The sequence below is a fragment of the Mycobacterium sp. IDUB_9 genome (assembly GCF_055419505.1).
The window spans coordinates 161,505-182,282 of record NZ_JBVAXU010000003.1; the positions used below are offsets into that span (position 1 = coordinate 161,505).

Sequence of the window (20,778 nt, forward strand, 5' to 3'; positions counted from 1 at the left end):
ACGAGCGCTTGCGCGAGGAGTGTGGGTTAAGTGCCCCGGGTGACGGACGACCACCTCGCAGCCCGGCGCCGTCAGATTCTTGACGGCGCCCGGCGCTGCTTCGGTCAGTACGGATACGAGAGTGCGACCGTGCGACGGCTCGAAGAAACCATCGGGCTGTCGCGCGGCGCAATCTTTCACCACTTCAAGGACAAGGACACCTTGTTCTTCGAACTGGCTCGCGAGGACGCCGAGCGGATGGCCGAAGTGGCCGCCCGCGAAGGGTTGATTCAGGTGATGCGGAACATGCTGGCCGCACCCGAGCAGTTCGACTGGCTGGCCACGCGGCTGGAGATCGCCCGAAAGTTGCGTAACGATCCGGCTTTTCACCAAGGTTGGGCCGAACGGTCAGCCGAGTTGGATGCGGCCATCACCGAGCGTCTGCGTCGCCAGAAGCAGGCCGGTCGACTACGCGACGACGTGCCGAGTGCGGTCCTGCACATCTACCTGGACCTCGTGCTCGACGGTCTGGTCGCCCGGATCGCCTCCGGCGAGGACCCGAAGAACCTCACCGCGGTGCTCGATCTGGTCGAGGACAGCGTCCGGCAACCGACACCAACCGATAGCTGAATCCCGCTACCGCGCAGCGGTTGTGCGTGTCACGCCCTGGCCCGGGTGCGGTGATTGGGCCCGCCGCGGCTGCGCATGGTCGTTCCGGACTCACGCAGCAGGCTGTGGATCGAGCCGTACGAACGTCCGGTCTTGGCGACGAGCGAGCGGATACTCGCACCCCCCTCGTATGCCTTGCGAAGCTCTGCCAGCAGCTCGCCGCGATTCTTGTTCATATCCCTCATCGACATCTCCCCGCTTGTGATGTCCCGACGGGTACCCACACTAGAAACCACGCACACACCCATGTGCCGATTTGTCCAACGTCTTATATTGACGTCTTCGAAAGTGCGGTGGTTCTTGAGAATTCGCCGTCAGGCGAGCTCGATGAGATCCCGGTACTCGTTGGACCAGAAGTCCTCGGTACCGTCCGGCAGCAGCACCACCCGTTGCGGATTCAGCGCCTCGGCGGCACCCGGATCGTGGGTCACCAACACGACGGCACCCTGGTAACTGCGCAGCGCTTCGAGCACCTGCTCACGGGATGCCGGGTCGAGGTTGTTGGTGGGCTCGTCGAGCAACAGCACATTGGCCTTGGAGGCGACCAGCCCGGCCAGCGCCAGGCGGGTCTTCTCGCCGCCGGACAGCGTGCCGGCCGGCTGATCGAGCTGCGGTCCGGTGAACATGAACGCACCCAGCAGACCGCGCAGATCCTGTTCGCCGGTATCCGGGGCGGCGTGGCGGATGTTCTCCCACACCGACGCATGGTCGTCGAGCGTGTCGTGCTCCTGGGCGAAGTACCCCATCTTCAGCCCGTGACCGGGTTCCAGGGCACCGGCGTCGGCGGTTTCTGTGCCGGCCAGCAGGCGGAGCAGGGTCGTCTTGCCCGCACCGTTGAGCCCGAGCACCACCACCCGTGAGCCTCGGTCGATGGCCAGGTCGACGCCGGTGAAAATCTCCAGCGAGCCATAGGTCTTGGTCAGGCCCTTGACCACCAAGGGGGTCTTCCCGCACGGATCCGGAGTCGGGAACCTGATCTTGGCGACCTTGTCGGACACACGCTCGGCGTCCAGCTCAGCGATCATCCGCTCGGCGCGGCGCAACATGTTCTGGGCCGCAACAGCTTTGGTGGCCTTGGCGCCCATCTTGGCGGCCTGGGCCCGCAATGCACCGGCCTTCTTCTCGGCATTGGCGCGTTCACGGCGGCGACGCTGCTCATCGGTGGCGCGGGCGTCGAGGTACTTCTTCCAGCCCATGTTGTAGACGTCGGCCTCACCGCGTACCGCGTCCAGGAACCAGACCCGGTTGACGACCTCGTCGAGCAGCTCGACATCGTGGCTGATGACGACTAGTCCACCGGTATGGCTGTGCAGGTAGTCCCGCAGCCAGCCGATCGAGTCCGCGTCGAGGTGGTTGGTGGGCTCGTCGAGCAGCAATGTGGTGTCAGATCCCGAACCGGTGTCGCTGGCCGCGAACAGGATGCGGGCCAGTTCGACGCGCCGGCGCTGACCACCTGAGAGGGTGCGGAGCGGCTGTGTCAGCACCCGATCGGGCAGGCCGAGGCTCGCACAGATCCGGCCGGCCTCGCTCTCGGCGGCGTACCCGCCCAGAGCCGAGAACCGCTCCTCGAGCTGACCGTACTTGCGGACCGCCTTGTCCCGGGCTGCGTCGTCGGCAACCTCGGCCATCAAGACCTGCTGCTTCTCGAGGTCCGCCAGCAGCGTGTCGAGACCGCGGGCCGACAGCACCCGGTCGCGGGCCAGGACATCGAGATCCCCTTCTTTGGGATCCTGTGGCAGGTAACCGATTTCACCGGTCGTGGTGACAGCTCCGGCGTACGGCTCACCCTCGCCTGCCAGAATTCGCATCGTGGTGGTCTTGCCTGCGCCGTTACGCCCGACAAGTCCGATCCGGTCACCGGGCTGCACCCGCAGTGCCGAGCCCTCGAAGGACAGCAGCGTGCGCGCTCCGGCGCGGACCTCCAGGTCCGTTGCGGTGATCACGCTGCAGTCCTCCTATTTGTCGTCAGTAAAAGCTGCGGGCCGCTTCTCCGCGCGCGCGGCAACCGCTTCCTCAAAGTTTGCGGTGAGCAGGCGCACGAAGAGTTGTCCCAGGCCCTCGGCCTGCATGTGCCCCTCCAGGCTAGCGGCGTCCAGTCCACTCCAAAGTGTGCGCTTGGTCAACTCGATACCCGGCCGGGAGAATGCCGCCATCCCTTCGGCCATGCCGTAACAGGTCTCCAGAAGTGCTTCCTCGGCCACCACGCTGGACACCAGACCGATGCGCGCAGCCTCCTGAGCATCGACGTCACGACCGGTCAACATGATCTCAAAGGCACGCGACGAGCCGATGGCGCGTGGCAGCAGGTAGGACAATCCCAGCTCACTGGCGGTAAGCCCGTTGTTGATCCCCGCGGCGCGGAAGTAGGCGCCCTCGGCTGCCACCCGGATGTCACAGGCCAGGGCCAGGCAGAGGCCGCCTCCGATGGCCGCGCCGTTGACGGCGGCGATCACCGGCTGATGCAGCCGTCGTAGGGCGAGAATCACATCGTCGAGGATCTCCATCGACCGCAGCGCGTACGTCGGTCTGGTCAGACCGGCGACGTGCGGCACCGACCCGGCCGACTTGTGGTCGGCTCCGGACGAGAATCCCCGACCGGCGCCGGTCAGCACCACCACGCGCACGCTGTTGTCGTAGCGCAGCTCTTCCAGAATGGCCTTGAGCGGCACCATGACGTCGAACGCCATGGAGTTCATCCGCTCAGGCCGATTGAGGGTCACCAGGGCCACGCCCGGCTGGGGGCGGTCGACCAGTACGAATTCGTTCTGCGCAGTCACGGACAGCACGCTATCGCGTGCCGGTGATCACACTTGCTGTGCGTCGTCCGCAGCAGCCTGCTCTTTCATGGCCGCGTCGATGTCGAACTCTTTGATCTTCTGAACCAGATCCTCGAGCGCCGCCGGCGGCAGCACTCCGGCCTGGTTGAAGACCAACTTGCCCTTCTTGAAGGCCATCAGGGTGGGAATCGACCGGATCTCGGCTGCGGCAGCCAGCCCCTGCTCGGCCTCGGTATCCACCTTGGCGAAGACAACATCGGGGTGGTTCTCGGAAGCGGCCTTGAATGTCGGCGCGAACGCCCGGCACGGTCCGCACCACGACGCCCAGAAATCAACAAGCACGATTTCGTTGCCGTTGACGATGTCGTCGAACTGTTCTGTGGTGATGTCCTGCGTACTCACGCTCTTCCTAACGTTGGGGCGTAGCGGCCTGTTCCCAGCCTATTTCAGTAGAGCCTGGCCAGCGCAGTTTCGGCGTGGTAGCCGGCGAAGCCGCCCAGCGTGTCGTCACGCAACCGGTTCACCCAGCCCGGATCGGCAAGCAAGGCCCGGCCGATCGCCACGATGTCGAACTCGTCCGCCTCGAACTGCGCCAGCAGCCGGTCGATCGGGGCCGGTTCGATCGGGTCACCGCCTCGTTTTCCGGGTTGGAACTCGGTGGCCAGCCCAACCGAGCCGACCCCGATCACCGGCACACCGGCAACCTTCTTGGTCCATCCGGCCAGGCTCAGATCCGAACCCGGGAACGCGGGTACATATACGCGGCGAGTCGACGAATGCAGCACGTCGACGCCGGCGCCTACCAGCGGAGCGAGCACCTGCTCCAACTCAGCCGGGCTCCCGACCAGTTGCGCGTCGTAAGCATTGGCCTTCCACTGCGAGAAGCGGTAGATGATCGGAAACCCGGAGCCGACCGCATCGCGCACCGCCGCAACGACCTCGACTGGGAAGCGGGTCCGAGCCGCCAGCGACCCGCCATAGGAATCGGTGCGCAGATTTGTTTTCTCCCAAAGGAATTCGTCGAGCAGATAACCGTGGGCGCCATGCAGTTCGACCGCATCGAATCCGGCAGCCTTGGCATTGCCGGCGGCGTCGGCGAACTGCGCTGCAACCCCGGCCAATTCATCGGTTCGCAGCGCCCGGCCTTTCACCACCCCGACACTGTTGACTCCCGACGGACTGACGGGGACCAGCCCGTCACTGTCAGCCCGCTCGGCGCCCTGATGCCACAGTTGCGCGGCGATCACGGCGCCTTGCGCGTGCACCGCATCGGTGACGGCCCGCCAGCCGGCGAGTACCTCGTCGCCGGCCAGCGTCGGAATGCTGAACGGCCAACCCGCGGCCGGATCGGCCAGCCGCACCCCCTCGGTGATGATCAGGCCGACACCACCGGCTGCGCGACGGGCGTAATAGGCCGCCACGTCGGCCCCGGGCACCCCGCCGGGTGACGCCGCTCTGGTCATCGGCGCCATCGCGAAGCGATTCGGGACCGTCAGCGATCCGATGGTGAACGGGCTGAACAGATCGCGGAGAGGTTGGCTCACGTGTGCGTCAACGCCCGGCAGGGCGGTGGGATTCCAGCTGAGCCTCGGGGCAGAAGTGTCACCGATGTCCTGATAGATAACCGCGTGCGTGTCCGGGGCGTGTGGCATAATCGAACATGTGTTCGACGCCGATTCTGCTGCTGACCTGATCGACCGGGTCAGTGTCGGGGCGCGGGCCGAATCCTCCGCGATCGCGGGCCGCCTGGCGGCGATCGGGGAACTCGACACCCGCCGCGCACACGAACTGGCCGAATCGATCTTTTGGACCACCGACCCCTTCGCCGAAGTGTCTGCTGAAATCTCGGCTGCCCTGCGGATCAGCCGGCACCGGGCCGGCACCCAGATCCACCACGCCCGCGTCCTGCGCGACAAACTGCCCCTGGTCGCAGCCAGGTTCGCTGCCGGGGACATCGACTATCGGGTGGTGCAGATGATCATCGCCCGCACCGACACCGTCGATCCCTCGGTGTGGTCAGGGCTGGATGAGGAACTGGCCACCCGCGCACACCGGTGGATGCGCCTGTCCGAAAACCAGCTCCGCGACCGGATCGATCAGTGGATCGCCAAACTCGACCCCAACGGGGTACGGGTGCCACCCAATGTGGCTGAGGAACGGTTTGTTCAGGTCGAGGTGGGCAGCCCGGGCAAGGCCACGGTGTGGGCCAATGTGGATGTCACCGACGGGGCCGCCCTGGATCAGCGGCTGGATGCTTTGGCCGACACCGTGTGTGAGCACGATCCCCGCACCCATGCCCAGCGCCGGGCTGATGCGATCGGTCCGCTGGCCCGCCTGCAGTCCCAGCTGCAGTGTCTGTGCGGGTTACCCGACTGCCCGGCCGGCCAGAAGCGGGCCGCGGCCACTGCCGCGGTGGTCCATGTGTTGGCCACCGAATCGACCCTGGACGGCACCTCCGATGATCCGGGCTATCTGCCCGGCTACGGGATCCTGCCCGCCGAGACGGTGCGTGACCTGGCCGCCAACGCCAAACACAAACCGGTCGTGGTGCCCGCCACTGACACCGGCACACACACCGGCACCGACACCCACACCGAGAACGCTGACGCCGGCACAGCCAACCCGACCGATAGCGAACCGGTCGATGACGCGCCAGGCGCCGAGCACACCGACACCGAGAACACCGCCGACGCCGGCGCGGCTGAGCCGCAGTACCGCCCGTCAGCAGCATTGTCGGAGTTCATCCGGTTCCGCGACCTCACCTGCCGCTTCCCCGGCTGTGACGCCCCGGCGGTGGTTTCCGATATCGACCACACGGTGCCCTACCCCCTGGGCCCGACCCACCCGTCGAACACCAAGCTCTATTGCCGCGCACACCACCTGGTCAAAACGTTCTGCCCCGGCTGGTCGGACCGCCAATTTCCTGACGGCACCATCGAATTCACCACACCCACCGGACACACCTACACCACCGAACCCCACGGCGCCGCGATGTTCCCCACCCTGGCCCAACCCACCGGGAACCTGAACCTCCCCGAACCCGAACCGCACGCCCCAGAGACCAACCGCGGCGCCAAGATGCCCACCCGCAACCAAACCCGCGAACAAGACCGCCAAGACCGCATCGCCGAAGAACGACGGCTCCGCGCCGAAATCAACAACGACCTCAAATTCGAACGCGACTTCCAAGCCTGGATCGCCGAAGAATACGGACCGCCACCACCCTTCTGAGTGGGACGGGTTGCGCCGCTCGGTTCGACCGCGAGCGGCGACACCGTCATGACACGAGATCGCGTTGATGTGGCCGTCCGGAGTCGAAACGCCATATCGCGTGATCGAGCGCAAAGACATCCCAGCCCGCGGATGCAGCAACCTCACGCACCATCTCAGCTGCGCGTTCGGCACTGACGGCGCCGACTTGGCGGCCCACGTAGTCCGTCACCACACGGCCGGCCCTCGCGCCAGGAATCTGTGTGAGCTTCAGCGCGTACTCCCATGTGACACCCGACCGCTGCCCGGGCACTGCGCACCACGCCTTCTTGGCCTGTTCCCGGCGGTCCTCCTCCTCAACTACGGCACGCAGGTCAGCGGACGTGTGAACGCCCAGTGCGACAAGCGCTTCCGCGACCTGCTCGACGGCAACCGACTTCAACGGAGCGTTTGCCGTAGTCGAGGTGGGCCGGCGGTTCCCGATCTGTGTCGCCCATGGGTCGGGCCCGCCCAGCTCGGTGATGTTCTGCAGGAGTTCGGCGGCGCCATCGGCGTCGGCGTTCGCGCCCTGCACCGCCCGGTAGCCGCGGTACCGGGCGACGATCTTCTCGACGGTGGCATACTGCGCCCCGGTCGAATAGATCGAATCAATCACACACAGTGCCAATGAATCTGGATATCCGATCGGGCTGAACCACCGCTGTGGATCACCGAGATCGCGCAGGCATGCTTCGTGCAATTTTTCGACGTCCGAGCACATTGCAATTCCTTCCGGCTGTTCGGAACCCCTTCGGTTCCTGATGAGCTGGAAGCTAGCGAGGTCGGCCGACAGAAACCGGCCGGAATTCACGCACTGGCCAAGTTATCCACAAGCCTGTCGGACATTTGCCAGCAGCTGAGCCTCGCGCTTGGGCCACCAGACCAACTCCAAGACCAGTGCCGCCAAGTAGACGACCGAGACCACGGCATTGCCGACCGACCCGAATGCCGCGTCCCACAACGCGCTCGCCACCGCGACGACGAGCGCCAACGGCAAGAGCCAGCGAAACGGGCGGGCCGCCTGGGCGGCCTCAAGCACGCCCCGGCCGTAGTCGCGGGCAGCCTCGACCAGTCGCGGATCATCGATCCGTTCACCGATGCGGGCCGTGCGCACCACCGTGACCCGATCAACGCCGGTCAATTGTTTCGACATCGGCCAATACCGTGCCATGCGTCGCGCCATCCAGACGCCGTAGAACGTGCCCACGATGACGAGGACCAGCACGCCGGAGATCCAGAACCCCGAGTCCAGCCAGGCAAGCACACCCAACACGAAGCCCACGCTGCCGCCGATCATCAGCGCTCGGCCCCAGAAGCCGCTGCGCCAGATGAACGCCGGGACGGTCACCATGAACACATACGGTATCCCCCGTTACCAGCCTCCATCGGCAACGACGTCACCAGCCCCATCCTTGAGCGTGACAACTGTCGCGGGATCAACAGGAACAAAAGGCATTTCGCCTTCGCCGAACCACTCGCCGACACTCTTGACGTTCGTCAACGCGTCGGTGGCCGCCAAGTCTTGGGCGTCCGCGTCGTAATAGTCGAACCATGGCAGACCAGCTTCGACATAGGCGTCGCGGTCCACAGGAGTCGGTGGCGGCACCTCACCCGTGATCGCGGTCCACTGCGCCGCACTGCACAGATGCACAAACACCCGCCAGGAGCGGTCCTCGTCGTAGTCGGACAGCGGACGGTCGTCGGCGTAGACCTCCTGGCGCATCCGGCCGCCGGCACCCAGACCCATCGCCGGCGCAGCACAAGTCACCGGGAGAATGTCGCAAGAGTCGTAGTCGACAAAAACGTCCTCGAACCGAGGACGTGCCCGCCACTCCCGAAGTGCCTGCGGCGTCAGGCCGACAGCGCGCAGTTGGACACCGCCATGGACTTCCTGCCCGGTGACCTGTCCTTCGACCGTCGCCCCGGAACCGAGCGGCACGGCCACGAACTGGCGGATGAATCCGTCACCCGCGTTGATGCCGTCGAGCCACGGCTGATCGGGCAATGCGACATAGTTCTGCGGATCCCGGCCGAGGCGGTCGCTCCAGCCCTCGCCACTGACCGCACAAACCTTGCCGATGCCGACCTGGAGCGCGGCAGGTTCGGCCGAGTGGAACGACAACCACATCGCCTCACGTTGATAGACCGGAAGCATGACCCCGCCGCGTGCCAGCCACTCGGCCGGCACGCTGTCGGGGTAATCCTGAACTCGGCGCAACGGAAACGAACCGAGACTCGGTGGGAGCGGGTGTAATCCGGTGTTCGGGATCCGGAGCGTCCGCTCGAACGCCACTGTGGCCGGCCCCAACACCAATCCGTCATCGACGACCTTTACCTCAGGGCTGTGTCCCATCCGTGCCTCCATATTCGCCTGTTGGCGATATTGGTAGCACCGGGTACCGACAGCCCGAGGATTCAGGCGTCAGACAGTGAATCCGAGAGCACGCAGCTGTTCGCGACCGTCGTCGGTGATCTTGTCCGGGCCCCACGGCGGGTTCCATACCCAGTTGAGCTTGATGTCGCTGACCAGACCGGCACCGACCAGCGCGGTGCGGGTCTGATCCTCGATCACGTCGGTCAGCGGACAGGCCGCCGAGGTGAGGGTCATGTCGATCAGTGCGACCGAGCCCTCGTCGCCATCCTCGAGGTTGAGGCCGTAAACCAGGCCCAGGTCGACGACGTTGATGCCGAGCTCGGGGTCCACCACGTCGCGCATGGCCTCCTCGACGTCGGCGAGCAGTTCGTCGGAAGTGGTCTCGCTCATCGCTGTTCCTTCACGTCATCGCTGGCCTGCACCAGCGCGTCTTTGAATGCCATCCAACCCAGCAACGCGCACTTCACCCGCGCCGGGTATTTCGCGACGCCGGCGAACGCGATGCCGTCACCGAGTACATCTTCGTCCCCCTCCACGTTTCCGCGGGAGGAAATCATCTCGGTGAAGGCCTCGACCGTCTTGAGGGCATCGCCGACGCTCTGGCCGATCACCTGGTCGGTGAGCACCGAGGTCGCGGCCTGGCTGATCGAACAGCCCTGCCCGTCATAGGAGATGTCCGCCACCGTCTCGGCGTCGTCGGAGAGCGTTACCCGCAGAGTCACCTCGTCACCACAGGTCGGGTTGACGTGATGCACCTCGGTGGCGAATGGCTCGCGCAGTCCGCGGTGATGCGGATGCTTGTAATGGTCCAGGATCACTTCCTGGTACATCTGTTCCATTCTCACGAGAAGAACTCCACAGCACGTTTGATGCCGGCCACCAGGCGGTCCACTTCGTCGAGCGTGTTGTACACCGCGAAGGATGCCCGAGCGGTGGCCGCGATCCCGAAGCGACGATGCAGCGGCCAGGCGCAATGGTGCCCGACGCGCACCGCGATGCCCTCGTCGTCGAGCACCTGCCCGACATCGTGAGCGTGGATCCCGTCGACCACGAAACTGACCGGCGACCCGCGATGTTCCATCGACTGTGGCCCGATGATCCGCACCTGCGGAATCCCGGACAGCCCTTCCAGCGCAGCCGCGACCAACTCGGCTTCATGCGCCTCGACCGCATCCATCCCGATCGCAGTCAAATATCGTGCGGCAGCGGCTAATCCGACCACCTGTGAGGTCATCGGCGTACCAGCCTCGAACCGCTGCGGGGCCGGCGCGTAGGTGGTCTGCTCCATCGTGACGGTCTCGATCATGGAGCCACCGGTGATGAACGGCGGCATCGCATTCAGCAGATCCTGCCGTCCGTACAGAACTCCGATGCCGGTGGGCCCCAGCATCTTATGACCGGAGAACGCCGCGAAATCGACGTCGAGCGCGTGGAAATCAACCGGCTGATGCGGCACCGACTGGCAGGCATCCAGCACGGTGAGCGCACCGACGGACCTGGCCCGCGACACCAACTCGTCGACCGGCGCGACCGCACCCGTGACGTTCGAATGATGACTGAAGGCAACGACTTTCACTCGCTCGTCGAGCTGCAGCGAGTCGAGATCGATACGGCCGTCTTCCGTGACGCCATACCATCTCAGCGTCGCACCGGTCCGCTGGGCCAACTCCTGCCACGGAATCAGGTTCGCGTGGTGTTCCAACTCGGTGGTGACGATGACGTCCCCCGGGCCGACTCCGCGGTCGAACCGCTTGTCTCCCAGCACATACGACACCAGGTTGATCGACTCGGTGGCGTTCTTGGTGAACACCAACTCGTCAGGCTCCGCACCGACCAACGCCGCGATGTCGGCACGGCCCTGCTCGTAGGCGTCGGTCGCCTCTTCCATCAGCTGGTGTGCACCGCGGTGCACCGCGCCGTTGGAAGTGGTGAGGAATTCCCGTTCGGCGTCGAGGACCTGCAGGGGCTTCTGCGACGTCGCACCGGAATCGAGGTACGCCAACTGCTTTCCGCCGCGCATGACCCGGCTCAGAATCGGGAAATCAGCTCTGATCCTGGCCAACCCGGCTTGGTCCAACGTCGTCGCCGAAGTGGTCATATCAGGCTCCGACGGCTTGGGTGAAGCGCACGTATCCGTTCTCTTCGAGCTCGTCGGCGAGTTCCGGCCCGCCCGATTCCACGATGCGGCCGCCGACGAACACGTGCACGAACTGTGGCTGGATGTAGCGCAGGATGCGGGTGTAGTGCGTGATCAGCAGGACGCCGCCGTTCTCGGCCTCGGCGTAGCGGTTGACGCCCTCGCTCACGATGCGCAGTGCGTCGACGTCCAGACCCGAGTCGGTCTCGTCGAGGATCGCGATCTTGGGCTTGAGCAGACCGAGCTGAAGGATCTCGTGCCGCTTCTTCTCGCCACCGGAGAAGCCCTCGTTGACGCTGCGCTCACCGAACGCCGGGTCGATGTCCAGTTCGGCCATCGCGCCTTTGACTTCTTTGACCCAGTGCCGCAGCTTGGGCGCCTCGCCCCGGACAGCGGTGGCCGCCGTGCGCAGGAAGTTCGACATGGACACCCCGGGCACCTCGACCGGGTACTGCATGGCGAGGAAGAGACCGGCGCGCGCACGCTCGTCGATGCTCATCTCGAGGACGTCCTGTCCGTCGAGGGTGATCGAACCGGAGGTGACGGTGTACTTGGGGTGCCCGGCGATCGCGTAGGACAACGTCGACTTGCCGGAGCCGTTGGGACCCATGACCGCATGGGTCTCCCCCGACTTCACGGTGAGGTCGACGCCCTTCAAAATCGGGATCTCGGTGTTCTCAGCGCCTTCGGTGGCGTCGACCGAGACGTGCAGGTCCTTGATTTCCAGAGTGGTCATTAGTGCGATGCTTTCGATTCGGTGATGGCAAGTTCTCTTTCGATGGCTGTGGTCAGGCGCTCACGCACCTCCGGGACAGCGATCTTGCCGATGATTTCGTTGAAGAATCCGCGCACGACCAGGCGTCGGGCCTGATCCTCGGGGATGCCGCGGGCGCGCAGGTAGAACAGCTGCTCGTCGTCGAAACGTCCGGTGGCACTGGCGTGTCCGGCGCCGACGATCTCGCCGGTCTCGATCTCGAGGTTGGGCACCGAATCAGCGCGGGCGCCGTCGGTGAGCACCAGGTTGCGGTTCACCTCGAAGGTGTCGGTACCGGTGGCCTCGGCCCGGATCAACACGTCGCCGATCCACACTGTGTGTGCATCGGGCTTTTTGGAATCCGGATCTCCCTGCAACGCACCCTTGTAGAGCACATCGGACTTACAGTGCGGCTGCGCGTGGTCGACCAACAGCCGGGACTCGAAGAACTGACCGTCGTCGGCGAAGTAGGTGCCGAGCAACTTGGCGTCACCGCCGGGCCCGGTGAACCGCACCGTGGCCGAGGTACGCACCACATCGCCACCGAGCGTGACGTTGACGTGTCCGAGTACCGCATCCTTGCCGAGCTTCGCGTGGTGGGCGCTGACATGCACCATGTCGTCGGCCCAGTCGGCGATCCAGATGACGCCGAGGCCGGCCGAATCACCGACGATGATCTCGACGTTGTCGGCGTAGGTTCCGCTGCCCCGCAGGTCGACCACCACGATCGCCCGGGACAGTTCCTCGACCCGGATCTGAAGATGCCCGTAGCCCACGGTGTCCACACCCGGGCCATCGATGACGATCTCGATCGGCTCGACCACCTCGGTGTCACGCTTGACCGTGACCACCGTCGCCGTCTCGAACGACGAGAAAGCTTGGGCTGCAACGCGATCGGTGGGCGTACCGCCCTCGCCGAGTCGTTTGTCGTCACGGCCGACGGTCTCCACGGTGACTCCCGGCCGCTCGGTCACGGTGACGCCGGCTTTGCCATTGGCGACGGCGGAGCCGTCGTGCAGGCCGCGAAGCCGCTTGAGCGGGGTGAACCGCCACAGCTCGTCGCGGCCGCCGGGCACCTCGAACGCGTTGACGTCGAACGACGCGAAAAGCTCGCCCTTGTTGGCCGCAGCCAACGTCGAGCCTGAGCCGCCGGCGGCCCCCTCGACTGCCTCTGTCAGGTTTGAACTCACTAGCCGACCGCGCCTTCCATCTGCAGCTCGATGAGCCGGTTCAGCTCAAGCGCGTATTCCATGGGCAGTTCCTTGGCGATGGGCTCGACGAAGCCGCGCACCACCATCGCCATTGCCTCGTCCTCGGTCATACCGCGGCTCATCAGGTAGAACAGCTGATCCTCGCTGACCTTGGACACCGTGGCCTCATGGCCCATCGTGACGTCGTCCTCGCGGATGTCGACGTAGGGGTAGGTGTCGCTGCGGCTGATCGTATCGACCAGCAGCGCATCGCATTTCACGCTCGACTTGCTGCCGTGCGCACCCTTGTTCACCTGGACCAGGCCGCGGTAGGACGCCCGGCCACCGCCGCGAGCCACCGACTTGGAAACGATGTTGCTCGACGTGTGGGGGGCCAGGTGCAGCATCTTGGCACCCGTGTCCTGGTGCTGGCCCTCACCGGCGAACGCCACCGAGAGCACCTCACCCTTGGCATGCTCACCGGTCATCCAGACGGCGGGGTACTTCATGGTGACCTTGGAACCGATGTTGCCGTCGATCCACTCCATGGTGGCACCGGCCTCGGCCCGGGCGCGCTTGGTCACCAGGTTGTAGACGTTGTTCGACCAGTTCTGAATGGTGGTGTAGCGCACGCGCGCACCGGGTTTCACGATGATCTCGACGACCGCGGAGTGCAACGAATCGGACTTGTAGATCGGCGCGGTACAGCCCTCGACGTAGTGCACGTAGGAGCCCTCGTCGGCGATGATCAGGGTCCGCTCGAACTGGCCCATGTTCTCGGTGTTGATCCGGAAGTAGGCCTGCAGCGGGATGTCGACGTGAACACCCTTGGGCACGTAGATGAACGAGCCACCCGACCACACGGCGGTATTCAGCGCCGAGAACTTGTTGTCACCCGCCGGGATCACGGTGCCGAAGTACTGCTTGAACAGCTCCGGATGCTCCTTGAGAGCGGTGTCGGTGTCCAGGAAGATGACGCCTTGGGCCTCGAGATCCTCACGGATCGAGTGGTAGACCACCTCGGACTCGTACTGCGCGGCAACACCGGAGACCAGGCGCTGCTTCTCCGCCTCGGGGATGCCGAGCTTGTCGTAGGTGTTCTTGATGTCGGCGGGCAGGTCATCCCATGTGGCGGCCTGCTTCTCGCTCGAACGCACGAAGTACTTGATGTTGTCGAAGTGGATGCCTTCGAGGTTGGAACCCCAGTTGGGCATCGGCTTCTTACCGAAGGTGCGCAGCGCCCGCAGTCGAATGTCGAGCATCCATTCGGGCTCACTCTTCTTGGCCGAGATGTCACGCACGACGGCTTCGGACAGGCCGCGCTGCGCGCTAGCGCCGGCGACGTCGGAGTCCGACCAGCCGTAGCCGTAGTTACCCAGCGACGCGATGGTCTCTTCCTGGGTCAATGGCGTTTCGGGCGTGATGGTCATGTCGCCGCTCCTTGTTTGCTCGCTGTCGTTTGGCTTGTCGCTGCGTCCGTCCGGGCTGGGACGTCCGCATCGAGTGGAACGTGGGTGGTGCAGGCGCAGTCACCGTTGACGATGGTGGCCAGGCGCTGGACGTGGGTGCCCAGAATCTCGGCGAACGCCTCACTCTCTGTCTCGCACAACTCCGGGAATTCCTCGGCGACGTGCGATACCGGACAGTGATGCTGGCAGATCTGCACCCCGTGAATCGGGCCGTCCACCGGATTCGTCGTGGTGGCATACCCGGCCCGGGTCAATGCATCCGCGACACGCTCGGCCGCGTCGGCGACTCCGCCGGGCCCCTCGCTGACGCCGGCCAGGATGGTGTCCATCCGGCGCCGCGCGAAAGTCCGCACGGCATCCTTGCCGCCGATCTCACGCAGTTGCCGAATCGCGGCGACGGCGAGGTCGTCGTAAGTGTGGCCGAGCTTGGCCCGACCTGCAGCCGTCAACCGGTAACGCTTGGCCGGGCGGCCCCGGCCGTTGTGCTGCCACGCGGCGGCGGCACTGGCCTGCGCGTCCCCCGCCTCGATCAGAGCGTCGAGGTGTCGCCGTACGCCGGCCGCCGAGATACCGAGCCTGTCGCCGATCTGCCCCGCGGTGATGGGACCCTCGAGCAACAGGTGGATGATCGAGCGCCGGGTGTGCCCGTCAGATGCCGGCACGACATCGTTGACCGACTTCGGCACACCAGCCGAAGCAGGGCTCGAAACCAAGCCCGTAGTCTCCCGACGCATTTTCACAACACCATTGTGACGGAATTCCACTCCTGGTTCTAGCAAGGGCACCCTTACGTGATCTGGGCCACCGCTGCCCGGCGAAGACCGCCCCGGCCGACGGTTAGGCTGCCCTGGTGGCAAGCCGCCTGTCGACCTTCAGCACATCGATCGCCCGGTGGCACGGCGACGAACGGGCTGTCGGGTCCCCACTCAACGCCGCCGAGGTCGTCGCACAACGTCGCACCCGGCTTTTCGGCGCCACCGGCACCGTACTGATGGCGATCGGCGCACTCGGTGCGGGCGCCCGTCCCGTCGTACAGGACCCGACCTTCGGGGTGCGGCTGCTCAACCTGCCCTCCCGCATCCAGACCGTGTCACTGACCATGACCACGACCGGGGCAGTGATGATGGCGCTGGCCTGGCTCATGCTCGGGCGATTCGTCCTCGGCCCACGCCGGATGTCGCGCAGCCAACTCGACCGGACGCTGCTCCTGTGGGCCATCCCGCTGCTGGTCGCGCCGCCGATGTACAGCAAGGACGTCTACTCCTACCTGGCCCAGAGTGAGATCGGCTACATCGGCCTCAACCCGTATCAGGTCGGCCCGGCCACCGGCCTCGGCCTCGATCACGTGTTCACGTTGTCGGTACCCAGTCTGTGGCGCGAAACTCCGGCGCCGTACGGCCCGCTGTTCCTGTGGATCGGCGAGAGCATCTCCGCGCTGACCGGTGAGAACATCGTCGCCGCCGTGCTCTGTCACCGCGCGGTTGTGCTGCTCGGCGTCGGGCTCATCGTGTGGGCGACGCCCCGGCTGGCCCGCCGTTGCGGTGTCGCCGAGGTCAGCGCACTGTGGCTCGGCGCATGTAATCCGCTGCTCTTCATGCACCTGGTGGCCGGGATCCACAACGAGGCACTGATGCTCGGCCTGATGCTGGCGGGTACCGAGTTCGCACTGCGCGGCATCGACGCCGCAGCACCGCTCATCCCCCGGCCGTTGACCTGGCCACATTCACGCGAGGACTGGGACCACTGGTATCCCGCGGGGATGCTGCTGATCGGCACGGTGCTCATCACGCTCTCCTCCCAGGTCAAGCTGCCGTCACTGCTCGCACTCGGATTCGTCGGGATGGCGCTGGCCTGGCGCCTGGGCGGCACGATCAAGGCGTTCTTCGTGGCGAGCGTCCCGCTCGGCGTGATCTCGCTGGCGGTGATGGCCGTGATCGGCTGGGCCAGCGGGCTGGGCTTCGGCTGGCTGTCCACCCTCGGCACCGCCAACGTGGTGCGCAGCTGGATGTCGCCGCCGACCCTGCTGGCGCTGGGCACCGGTCAGGTCGGCATCCTGCTGGGCCTCGGCGACCACACCACCGCGGTGCTCGCACTCACCCGCGCCATCGGCGTCTTCCTGATCGCGATCCTGGTCAGCTGGCTGTTGTGGGCCGTGATGCGCGGCCGGTTGCACCCCGTCGGCGGACTGGGCGTCGCTCTGGGCGGCACCATCCTGCTGTTCCCGGTGGTGCAACCGTGGTACCTGCTGTGGGCGGTGATCCCGCTGGCCGCGTGGGCCACCCGACCGGGCTTCCGTGGGTCCACGATCGCCATCACGCTGGTTGTCGGGATCTTCGGACCGACGGCCAACGGCGACCGGTTCACCCTGTTCCAGATCGTGATGGCCACCCTGGCGAGCACGTTGATCGTGCTGATCCTGATCGGGCTGACATGGCGCCGACTGCCGTGGCGCCCGTCACGCGAACCGGACACAAGCCCACCGCCGACACCCACACAATCCCCCGACGCCTACGCTGAATCCCCGTGACCTCGCGTTCTGATCAACCTGTGCTGCTCCGCGGCGTCAGCAAGCGCTACGGATCGACGACAGCGGTCGCCCACCTGGACCTCGATGTTCAGCGGGCCGAGGTTCTGGCCCTGCTCGGCCCGAACGGCGCGGGCAAGACCACCACCGTCGAAATGTGCGAGGGATTCATCCGCCCCGACGACGGCCGGGTCGAAATCCTCGGGTTGGATCCCGTTGCCGACAACGCCCAGGTGCGCGAGCGAATCGGCGTGATGCTGCAGGGCGGCGGCGGCTACCCCGCCGCCCGGGCCGACGAGATGCTCAACCTGGTTGCCTCCTATGCTGCCGATCCACTCGATCCGGCCTGGTTGATGGACACCCTCGGCCTCACCGAATCCGCCCGCACCACCTACCGGCGACTGTCGGGCGGACAGCAACAACGCCTGGCGCTGGCCTGCGCCGTGGTCGGTCGACCCGAGCTGGTGTTCCTCGACGAGCCGACCGCCGGGATGGATGCCCACGCCCGAATTGTGGTGTGGGAGTTGATCGATGCGTTGCGCCGTGACGGTGTGACGGTGGTGCTGACCACCCATCACCTGGCCGAGGCCGAAGAACTGGCCGACCGGATCGTGATCATCGATCACGGTGTGGCGGTAGCCACCGGCACACCCGCCGAGCTGACCCACAGCGGAGCCGAGAACCAGTTGCGTTTCAGTGCGCCGCGCAAGCTCGACCTGTCCCTGCTGACCGCGGCCCTGCCCGAGAAGTACAAGACCACCGAGACGGCACCCGGCGAATACCTGGTCGAGGGGCACATCGATCCGCAGGTGCTGGCGACCGTGACGGCGTGGTGCGCCCGACTGAACGTGCTGGCCACCGACATGCGGGTGGAGCAGCGCAGCCTCGAAGATGTATTCCTCGACCTCACAGGACGGGAGCTGCGGTCATGACGAGCGCTCCGAACCGATTCGCCCCGGGCACTTTCTCCCCCGATCCCCGCCCGGCCAAGGTCCCGGCCATGCTGGCGGCGCAGTACGGGCTGGAACTGAAGTTGCTGCTGCGCAACGGCGAACAACTTCTGCTGACCATGTTCATCCCGATCACCCTGCTGGTGGGGATGACGTTGCTGCCGCTGGGCTCGTTCGGCGACGATCGGGCGGGAACCTTCACCCCGGCGATCATGGCCCTCGCCCTGATCTCCACGGCGTTCACCGGCCAGGCCATCGCGGTGGCTTTCGACCGCCGGTACGGCGCCCTGAAACGCCTCGGCGCCACCGCACTTCCGGTGTGGGGAATCATCGCCGGCAAGTCACTGGCGGTGGTGACCGTTGTCTTCTTGCAGGCGATCCTGTTGGGCGCCATAGGCTTTGCGCTGGGTTGGCGGCCGTCGCCGCTGGGGCTGGCGCTGGGTGCGGTGATCATCGCACTGGGTACCGGCACCTTTGCCGCGTTGGGACTGCTGCTCGGCGGCACCCTCAAGGCCGAGATCGTGCTGGCGTTGGCGAACCTGCTGTGGTTCGTGTTCGCGGGCCTGGGCGCGCTGACCTTGGAAGGCGGCCCGGTGCCGTCGGCCTTGCGCTGGGCTGCCCGGCTGACTCCGTCGGGAGCCCTCACCGAATCCCTGACCCAGGCGATGACGCTGTCGATGGACTGGTTCGGCGTGGCCGTACTGGTGGTGTGGGGTGCCATCGCCGCGATCTGCGCCCTGCGCTGGTTCCGGTTCACCTGATCCACGCGGGCCCTACTACAGGCTGTAGTTCCTGATCAACTACGATCAGGCCGTGCCCGGCGGAACAGCTTTCCAGCGACTGGTCGACCTGCTGCCCATGCCGAGCCTGCGGGCCCAGCGCCTGATCGCGTTCCTGGTGATCCTCACCCAGGGCGGTATCTCGGTCACCGGAGCGATCGTGCGGGTCACCGCGTCCGGCCTGGGCTGTCCCACCTGGCCCCAGTGCTTCCCCGGTAGCTTCACCCCCGTCCCGCACGCCGAGGTCGCCGTCGTGCATCAGGTGGTCGAGTTCGGCAACCGGATGATCACGTTCCTGGTGGTGCTGACCGCCATCGCCGCCGTGCTGGCAGTGACCCGGGCCCGCCGACGCCGCGAGGTGTTGATCTACGCCTGGCTGATGCCCGCCTCCACCGTGGTCCAGGCCGTCATCGGCGGTATCACGGTGCGGACCGGCCTGCTGTGGTGGACCGTGTCGATCCACCTGCTGGCGTCCATGGCCATGGTGTGGCTCGCGGTGCTGCTGTTCGTCAAGATCGGCCAGCCCGACACCGGCGCCCCTACGACCACCGTGCCGAAACCGTTGCGGCAGTTGACCGTCCTGAGCGCCGTCATCCTGGCGGCAGTGCTGGTGACGGGCACGCTGGTGACGGGCGCCGGTCCGCACGCCGGGGACAAGAGCCTCGATCGGGTGGTGCCGCGCCTGCAGGTCGAGATCACCACGCTCGTGCACATGCATTCGTCGCTGCTGGTCGCCTATCTGGCCCTGATCGTCGCGCTCGGCTTCGGTCTCGCCGCGGTGCGCGCCGCCCGCCCGATCATGATCCGGCTCGGCGTCCTGGTCGCGCTGGTGTGTGCGCAGGGGCTCGTCGGGATCGTGCAGTTCTACACCGGGGTGCCGGCCGTGCTGGTCGCCGTGCACGTCGCCGGTGCGGCCACCTGCACCGCGGCTACCGCTGCGCTGTGGGCGTCGATGCGGGAGCGGGTCGAACCCGGCGCCTAGCTAGATCCCGCGGTGCGACAGCGGGCCCAGCCCGAAGCGCTCCAGCGCATTCTCGACGCCCACCGCGAACTGACGCTGGGCATGCTCCCGGTCCATCTGATCGAGCTGGCGGAATCCCAGTCCCGGCTCAACCAGCTCCAACTCGAGCAGGCGTGGATCGTCCGGTCCGCCGATCACGTCGACCCGCGCGTACAACAGATCCTGCGGCAACAGGTCGAACCTGCGTATCACCGCGTCGAGCGCCTGGCGACCGACCGCCCAGACCTCGTCGCCGGGATTCGCCGGCGACAACGACTCCTGCGCGTAGGTGCCCGTCTCCTCGAACTCGGGTGACTGTCCGGCCGCAGGCAGGATCGGCCCCTTGGTGAATGCGTGCGATTCCTCGCCGTCCAGGAACACCAGCGCGGTCTCACCGTCCGCGATCCGGGGGTCGTACGGCTGCACCAGCACCGCGCGGCCCTCGGCCTGCAGGGCCGCCGCGTGGGCCAGGGCCTCCGATGCGTCGACGAACCGCTGCGCGCCGGTCGAGCCGGCACCCACCGCCGGCTTGACCACCACTTCGCCATCGCGAACGCTGACCGGCTCACCGACCGCGAAATACCGCGTCGGCACCACGGGAACCCCCATCCGGTGCAGATCGCCGAGGTACCGCTTGTCGGTGTTCCACTCGACGATCTGCGCCGAGTTGATCAGGTGGGGCACCGCGCGCGCCCAGCCGAGGAACTCGTCGAGACGCTCGGCGTAGTCCCACGTGGCCCGGAGGATCACCAGGTCGGCATCGAGCGTGGCCGGGTCGTCCCACGGCAGCCAGCGGGCGTGCAGACCGCGATTGCGCAGCGCCATGACCAGGCCGGCGTCGTCGCCGTCCCCGTCGGGCAGTGCTGCGCAACCGGCCAGCACGATGCGGGGATGGAACACATCCGGGCGGGCGAGCTTCACCTCCGC

The 20,778-nt window shown here is 66.2% G+C and carries 22 protein-coding genes; 6 read left to right on the forward strand and 16 right to left on the reverse strand.

All coding sequences use genetic code 11. From position 1 onward, the window contains the following. The first annotated feature begins 30 nt into the window (after window positions 1-30). Window positions 31-609, forward strand: coding sequence for a TetR/AcrR family transcriptional regulator (locus ACZY08_RS15155; protein WP_463745833.1), 579 nt, complete (start codon window positions 31-33; stop codon window positions 607-609). 29 nt (window positions 610-638) lie between these two features. Here ACZY08_RS15155 and ACZY08_RS15160 read toward each other — a convergent pair whose 3' ends face one another. The 5 genes from ACZY08_RS15160 to ACZY08_RS15180 form a co-directional block, all read right to left on the reverse strand. Continuing rightward, window positions 639-833 carry a helix-turn-helix domain-containing protein gene (locus ACZY08_RS15160; RefSeq protein ID WP_463745832.1) on the reverse strand — a complete coding sequence of 65 codons (195 nt, stop codon included), beginning with the start codon at window positions 831-833 and terminating at the stop codon, window positions 639-641. A gap of 129 nt (window positions 834-962) precedes the next feature. Continuing rightward, window positions 963-2,591 (reverse strand): ABC-F family ATP-binding cassette domain-containing protein, encoded by a 1,629-nt coding sequence (locus ACZY08_RS15165; RefSeq protein ID WP_463745831.1) that lies wholly within the window; start codon window positions 2,589-2,591, stop codon window positions 963-965. A 12-nt stretch (window positions 2,592-2,603) separates the two neighbouring features. Beyond that, a complete protein-coding gene (locus ACZY08_RS15170) occupies window positions 2,604-3,434 on the reverse strand; it encodes an enoyl-CoA hydratase (RefSeq protein ID WP_463745830.1) in 831 nt (276 codons plus the stop codon). A gap of 18 nt (window positions 3,435-3,452) precedes the next feature. Next, window positions 3,453-3,827 (reverse strand): thioredoxin, encoded by a 375-nt coding sequence (gene trxA / locus ACZY08_RS15175; RefSeq protein WP_463745829.1) that lies wholly within the window; start codon window positions 3,825-3,827, stop codon window positions 3,453-3,455. Between the two features lie 44 nt (window positions 3,828-3,871). Then, on the reverse strand, window positions 3,872-4,969 hold the full coding sequence (locus tag ACZY08_RS15180) for an oxidoreductase (RefSeq protein ID WP_463745828.1): 1,098 nt from the start codon (window positions 4,967-4,969) through the stop codon (window positions 3,872-3,874). Window positions 4,970-5,087: 118 nt separating this feature from the next. Between ACZY08_RS15180 and ACZY08_RS15185 the strand changes: the two genes are divergently transcribed. Next, on the forward strand, window positions 5,088-6,656 hold the full coding sequence (locus tag ACZY08_RS15185) for an HNH endonuclease signature motif containing protein (RefSeq protein ID WP_463745827.1): 1,569 nt from the start codon (window positions 5,088-5,090) through the stop codon (window positions 6,654-6,656). Window positions 6,657-6,702: 46 nt separating this feature from the next. Here the strand turns inward: ACZY08_RS15185 and ACZY08_RS15190 are convergent, their stop codons facing one another. The 10 genes from ACZY08_RS15190 to ACZY08_RS15235 all read right to left on the reverse strand — a co-directional run bounded on the left by ACZY08_RS15190 (window position 6,703) and on the right by ACZY08_RS15235 (window position 15,332). After that, window positions 6,703-7,395: a heme peroxidase gene (locus ACZY08_RS15190; protein WP_463745826.1), complete on the reverse strand. Its 693-nt coding sequence runs from the start codon at window positions 7,393-7,395 to the stop codon at window positions 6,703-6,705. 102 nt (window positions 7,396-7,497) lie between these two features. Beyond that, on the reverse strand, window positions 7,498-8,025 hold the full coding sequence (locus ACZY08_RS15195) for a hypothetical protein (protein ID WP_463745825.1): 528 nt from the start codon (window positions 8,023-8,025) through the stop codon (window positions 7,498-7,500). Window positions 8,026-8,046: 21 nt separating this feature from the next. Beyond that, a complete protein-coding gene (locus tag ACZY08_RS15200; RefSeq protein ID WP_463745824.1) occupies window positions 8,047-9,027 on the reverse strand; it encodes a hypothetical protein in 981 nt (326 codons plus the stop codon). Between the two features lie 69 nt (window positions 9,028-9,096). Next, window positions 9,097-9,438, reverse strand: a complete 342-nt coding sequence (locus ACZY08_RS15205) for a metal-sulfur cluster assembly factor (protein WP_463745823.1) — start codon at window positions 9,436-9,438, stop codon at window positions 9,097-9,099. Next, entirely contained in the window at window positions 9,435-9,887 is a 453-nt protein-coding gene (gene sufU, locus ACZY08_RS15210) for a Fe-S cluster assembly sulfur transfer protein SufU (RefSeq protein WP_463745822.1), read from the reverse strand. The genes ACZY08_RS15205 and sufU overlap by 4 nt, the downstream gene beginning before the upstream one ends. A 2-nt stretch (window positions 9,888-9,889) precedes the next feature. Beyond that, window positions 9,890-11,146 (reverse strand): cysteine desulfurase, encoded by a 1,257-nt coding sequence (locus ACZY08_RS15215; protein ID WP_463745821.1) that lies wholly within the window; start codon window positions 11,144-11,146, stop codon window positions 9,890-9,892. Window position 11,147: 1 nt separating this feature from the next. Beyond that, window positions 11,148-11,921: a Fe-S cluster assembly ATPase SufC gene (sufC, locus tag ACZY08_RS15220; RefSeq protein ID WP_463745820.1), complete on the reverse strand. Its 774-nt coding sequence runs from the start codon at window positions 11,919-11,921 to the stop codon at window positions 11,148-11,150. Further along, window positions 11,921-13,129, reverse strand: coding sequence for a Fe-S cluster assembly protein SufD (gene sufD / locus ACZY08_RS15225; protein ID WP_463745819.1), 1,209 nt, complete (start codon window positions 13,127-13,129; stop codon window positions 11,921-11,923). The genes sufC and sufD overlap by 1 nt, the downstream gene beginning before the upstream one ends. After that, window positions 13,129-14,559: a Fe-S cluster assembly protein SufB gene (gene sufB / locus ACZY08_RS15230; protein ID WP_463745818.1), complete on the reverse strand. Its 1,431-nt coding sequence runs from the start codon at window positions 14,557-14,559 to the stop codon at window positions 13,129-13,131. Before sufB ends, sufD begins: the two co-directional genes overlap by 1 nt. Beyond that, a complete protein-coding gene (locus ACZY08_RS15235) occupies window positions 14,556-15,332 on the reverse strand; it encodes a helix-turn-helix transcriptional regulator (protein ID WP_463745817.1) in 777 nt (258 codons plus the stop codon). The genes sufB and ACZY08_RS15235 overlap by 4 nt, the downstream gene beginning before the upstream one ends. A gap of 116 nt (window positions 15,333-15,448) precedes the next feature. Between ACZY08_RS15235 and mptB the strand changes: the two genes are divergently transcribed. From mptB to ACZY08_RS15255, 4 genes are all read left to right on the forward strand, one after another. Next, complete coding sequence (gene mptB, locus ACZY08_RS15240) at window positions 15,449-17,125, forward strand: polyprenol phosphomannose-dependent alpha 1,6 mannosyltransferase MptB (protein WP_463745816.1); 1,677 nt, start codon at window positions 15,449-15,451, stop codon at window positions 17,123-17,125. Beyond that, window positions 17,122-18,054 carry an ABC transporter ATP-binding protein gene (locus tag ACZY08_RS15245; RefSeq protein WP_463745815.1) on the forward strand — a complete coding sequence of 311 codons (933 nt, stop codon included), beginning with the start codon at window positions 17,122-17,124 and terminating at the stop codon, window positions 18,052-18,054. Before mptB ends, ACZY08_RS15245 begins: the two co-directional genes overlap by 4 nt. Further along, window positions 18,051-18,833, forward strand: coding sequence for an ABC transporter permease (locus ACZY08_RS15250; RefSeq protein ID WP_463745814.1), 783 nt, complete (start codon window positions 18,051-18,053; stop codon window positions 18,831-18,833). Before ACZY08_RS15245 ends, ACZY08_RS15250 begins: the two co-directional genes overlap by 4 nt. Before the next feature lie 97 nt (window positions 18,834-18,930). Beyond that, the gene (locus ACZY08_RS15255) at window positions 18,931-19,833 is read left to right on the forward strand and encodes a COX15/CtaA family protein (RefSeq protein WP_463745989.1); all 903 of its coding nucleotides are present in this window, start codon (window positions 18,931-18,933) and stop codon (window positions 19,831-19,833) included. Here the strand turns inward: ACZY08_RS15255 and ACZY08_RS15260 are convergent, their stop codons facing one another. Next, window positions 19,834-20,772: an ATP-grasp domain-containing protein gene (locus tag ACZY08_RS15260; RefSeq protein ID WP_463745813.1), complete on the reverse strand. Its 939-nt coding sequence runs from the start codon at window positions 20,770-20,772 to the stop codon at window positions 19,834-19,836. Window positions 20,773-20,778 lie beyond the last annotated feature (6 nt).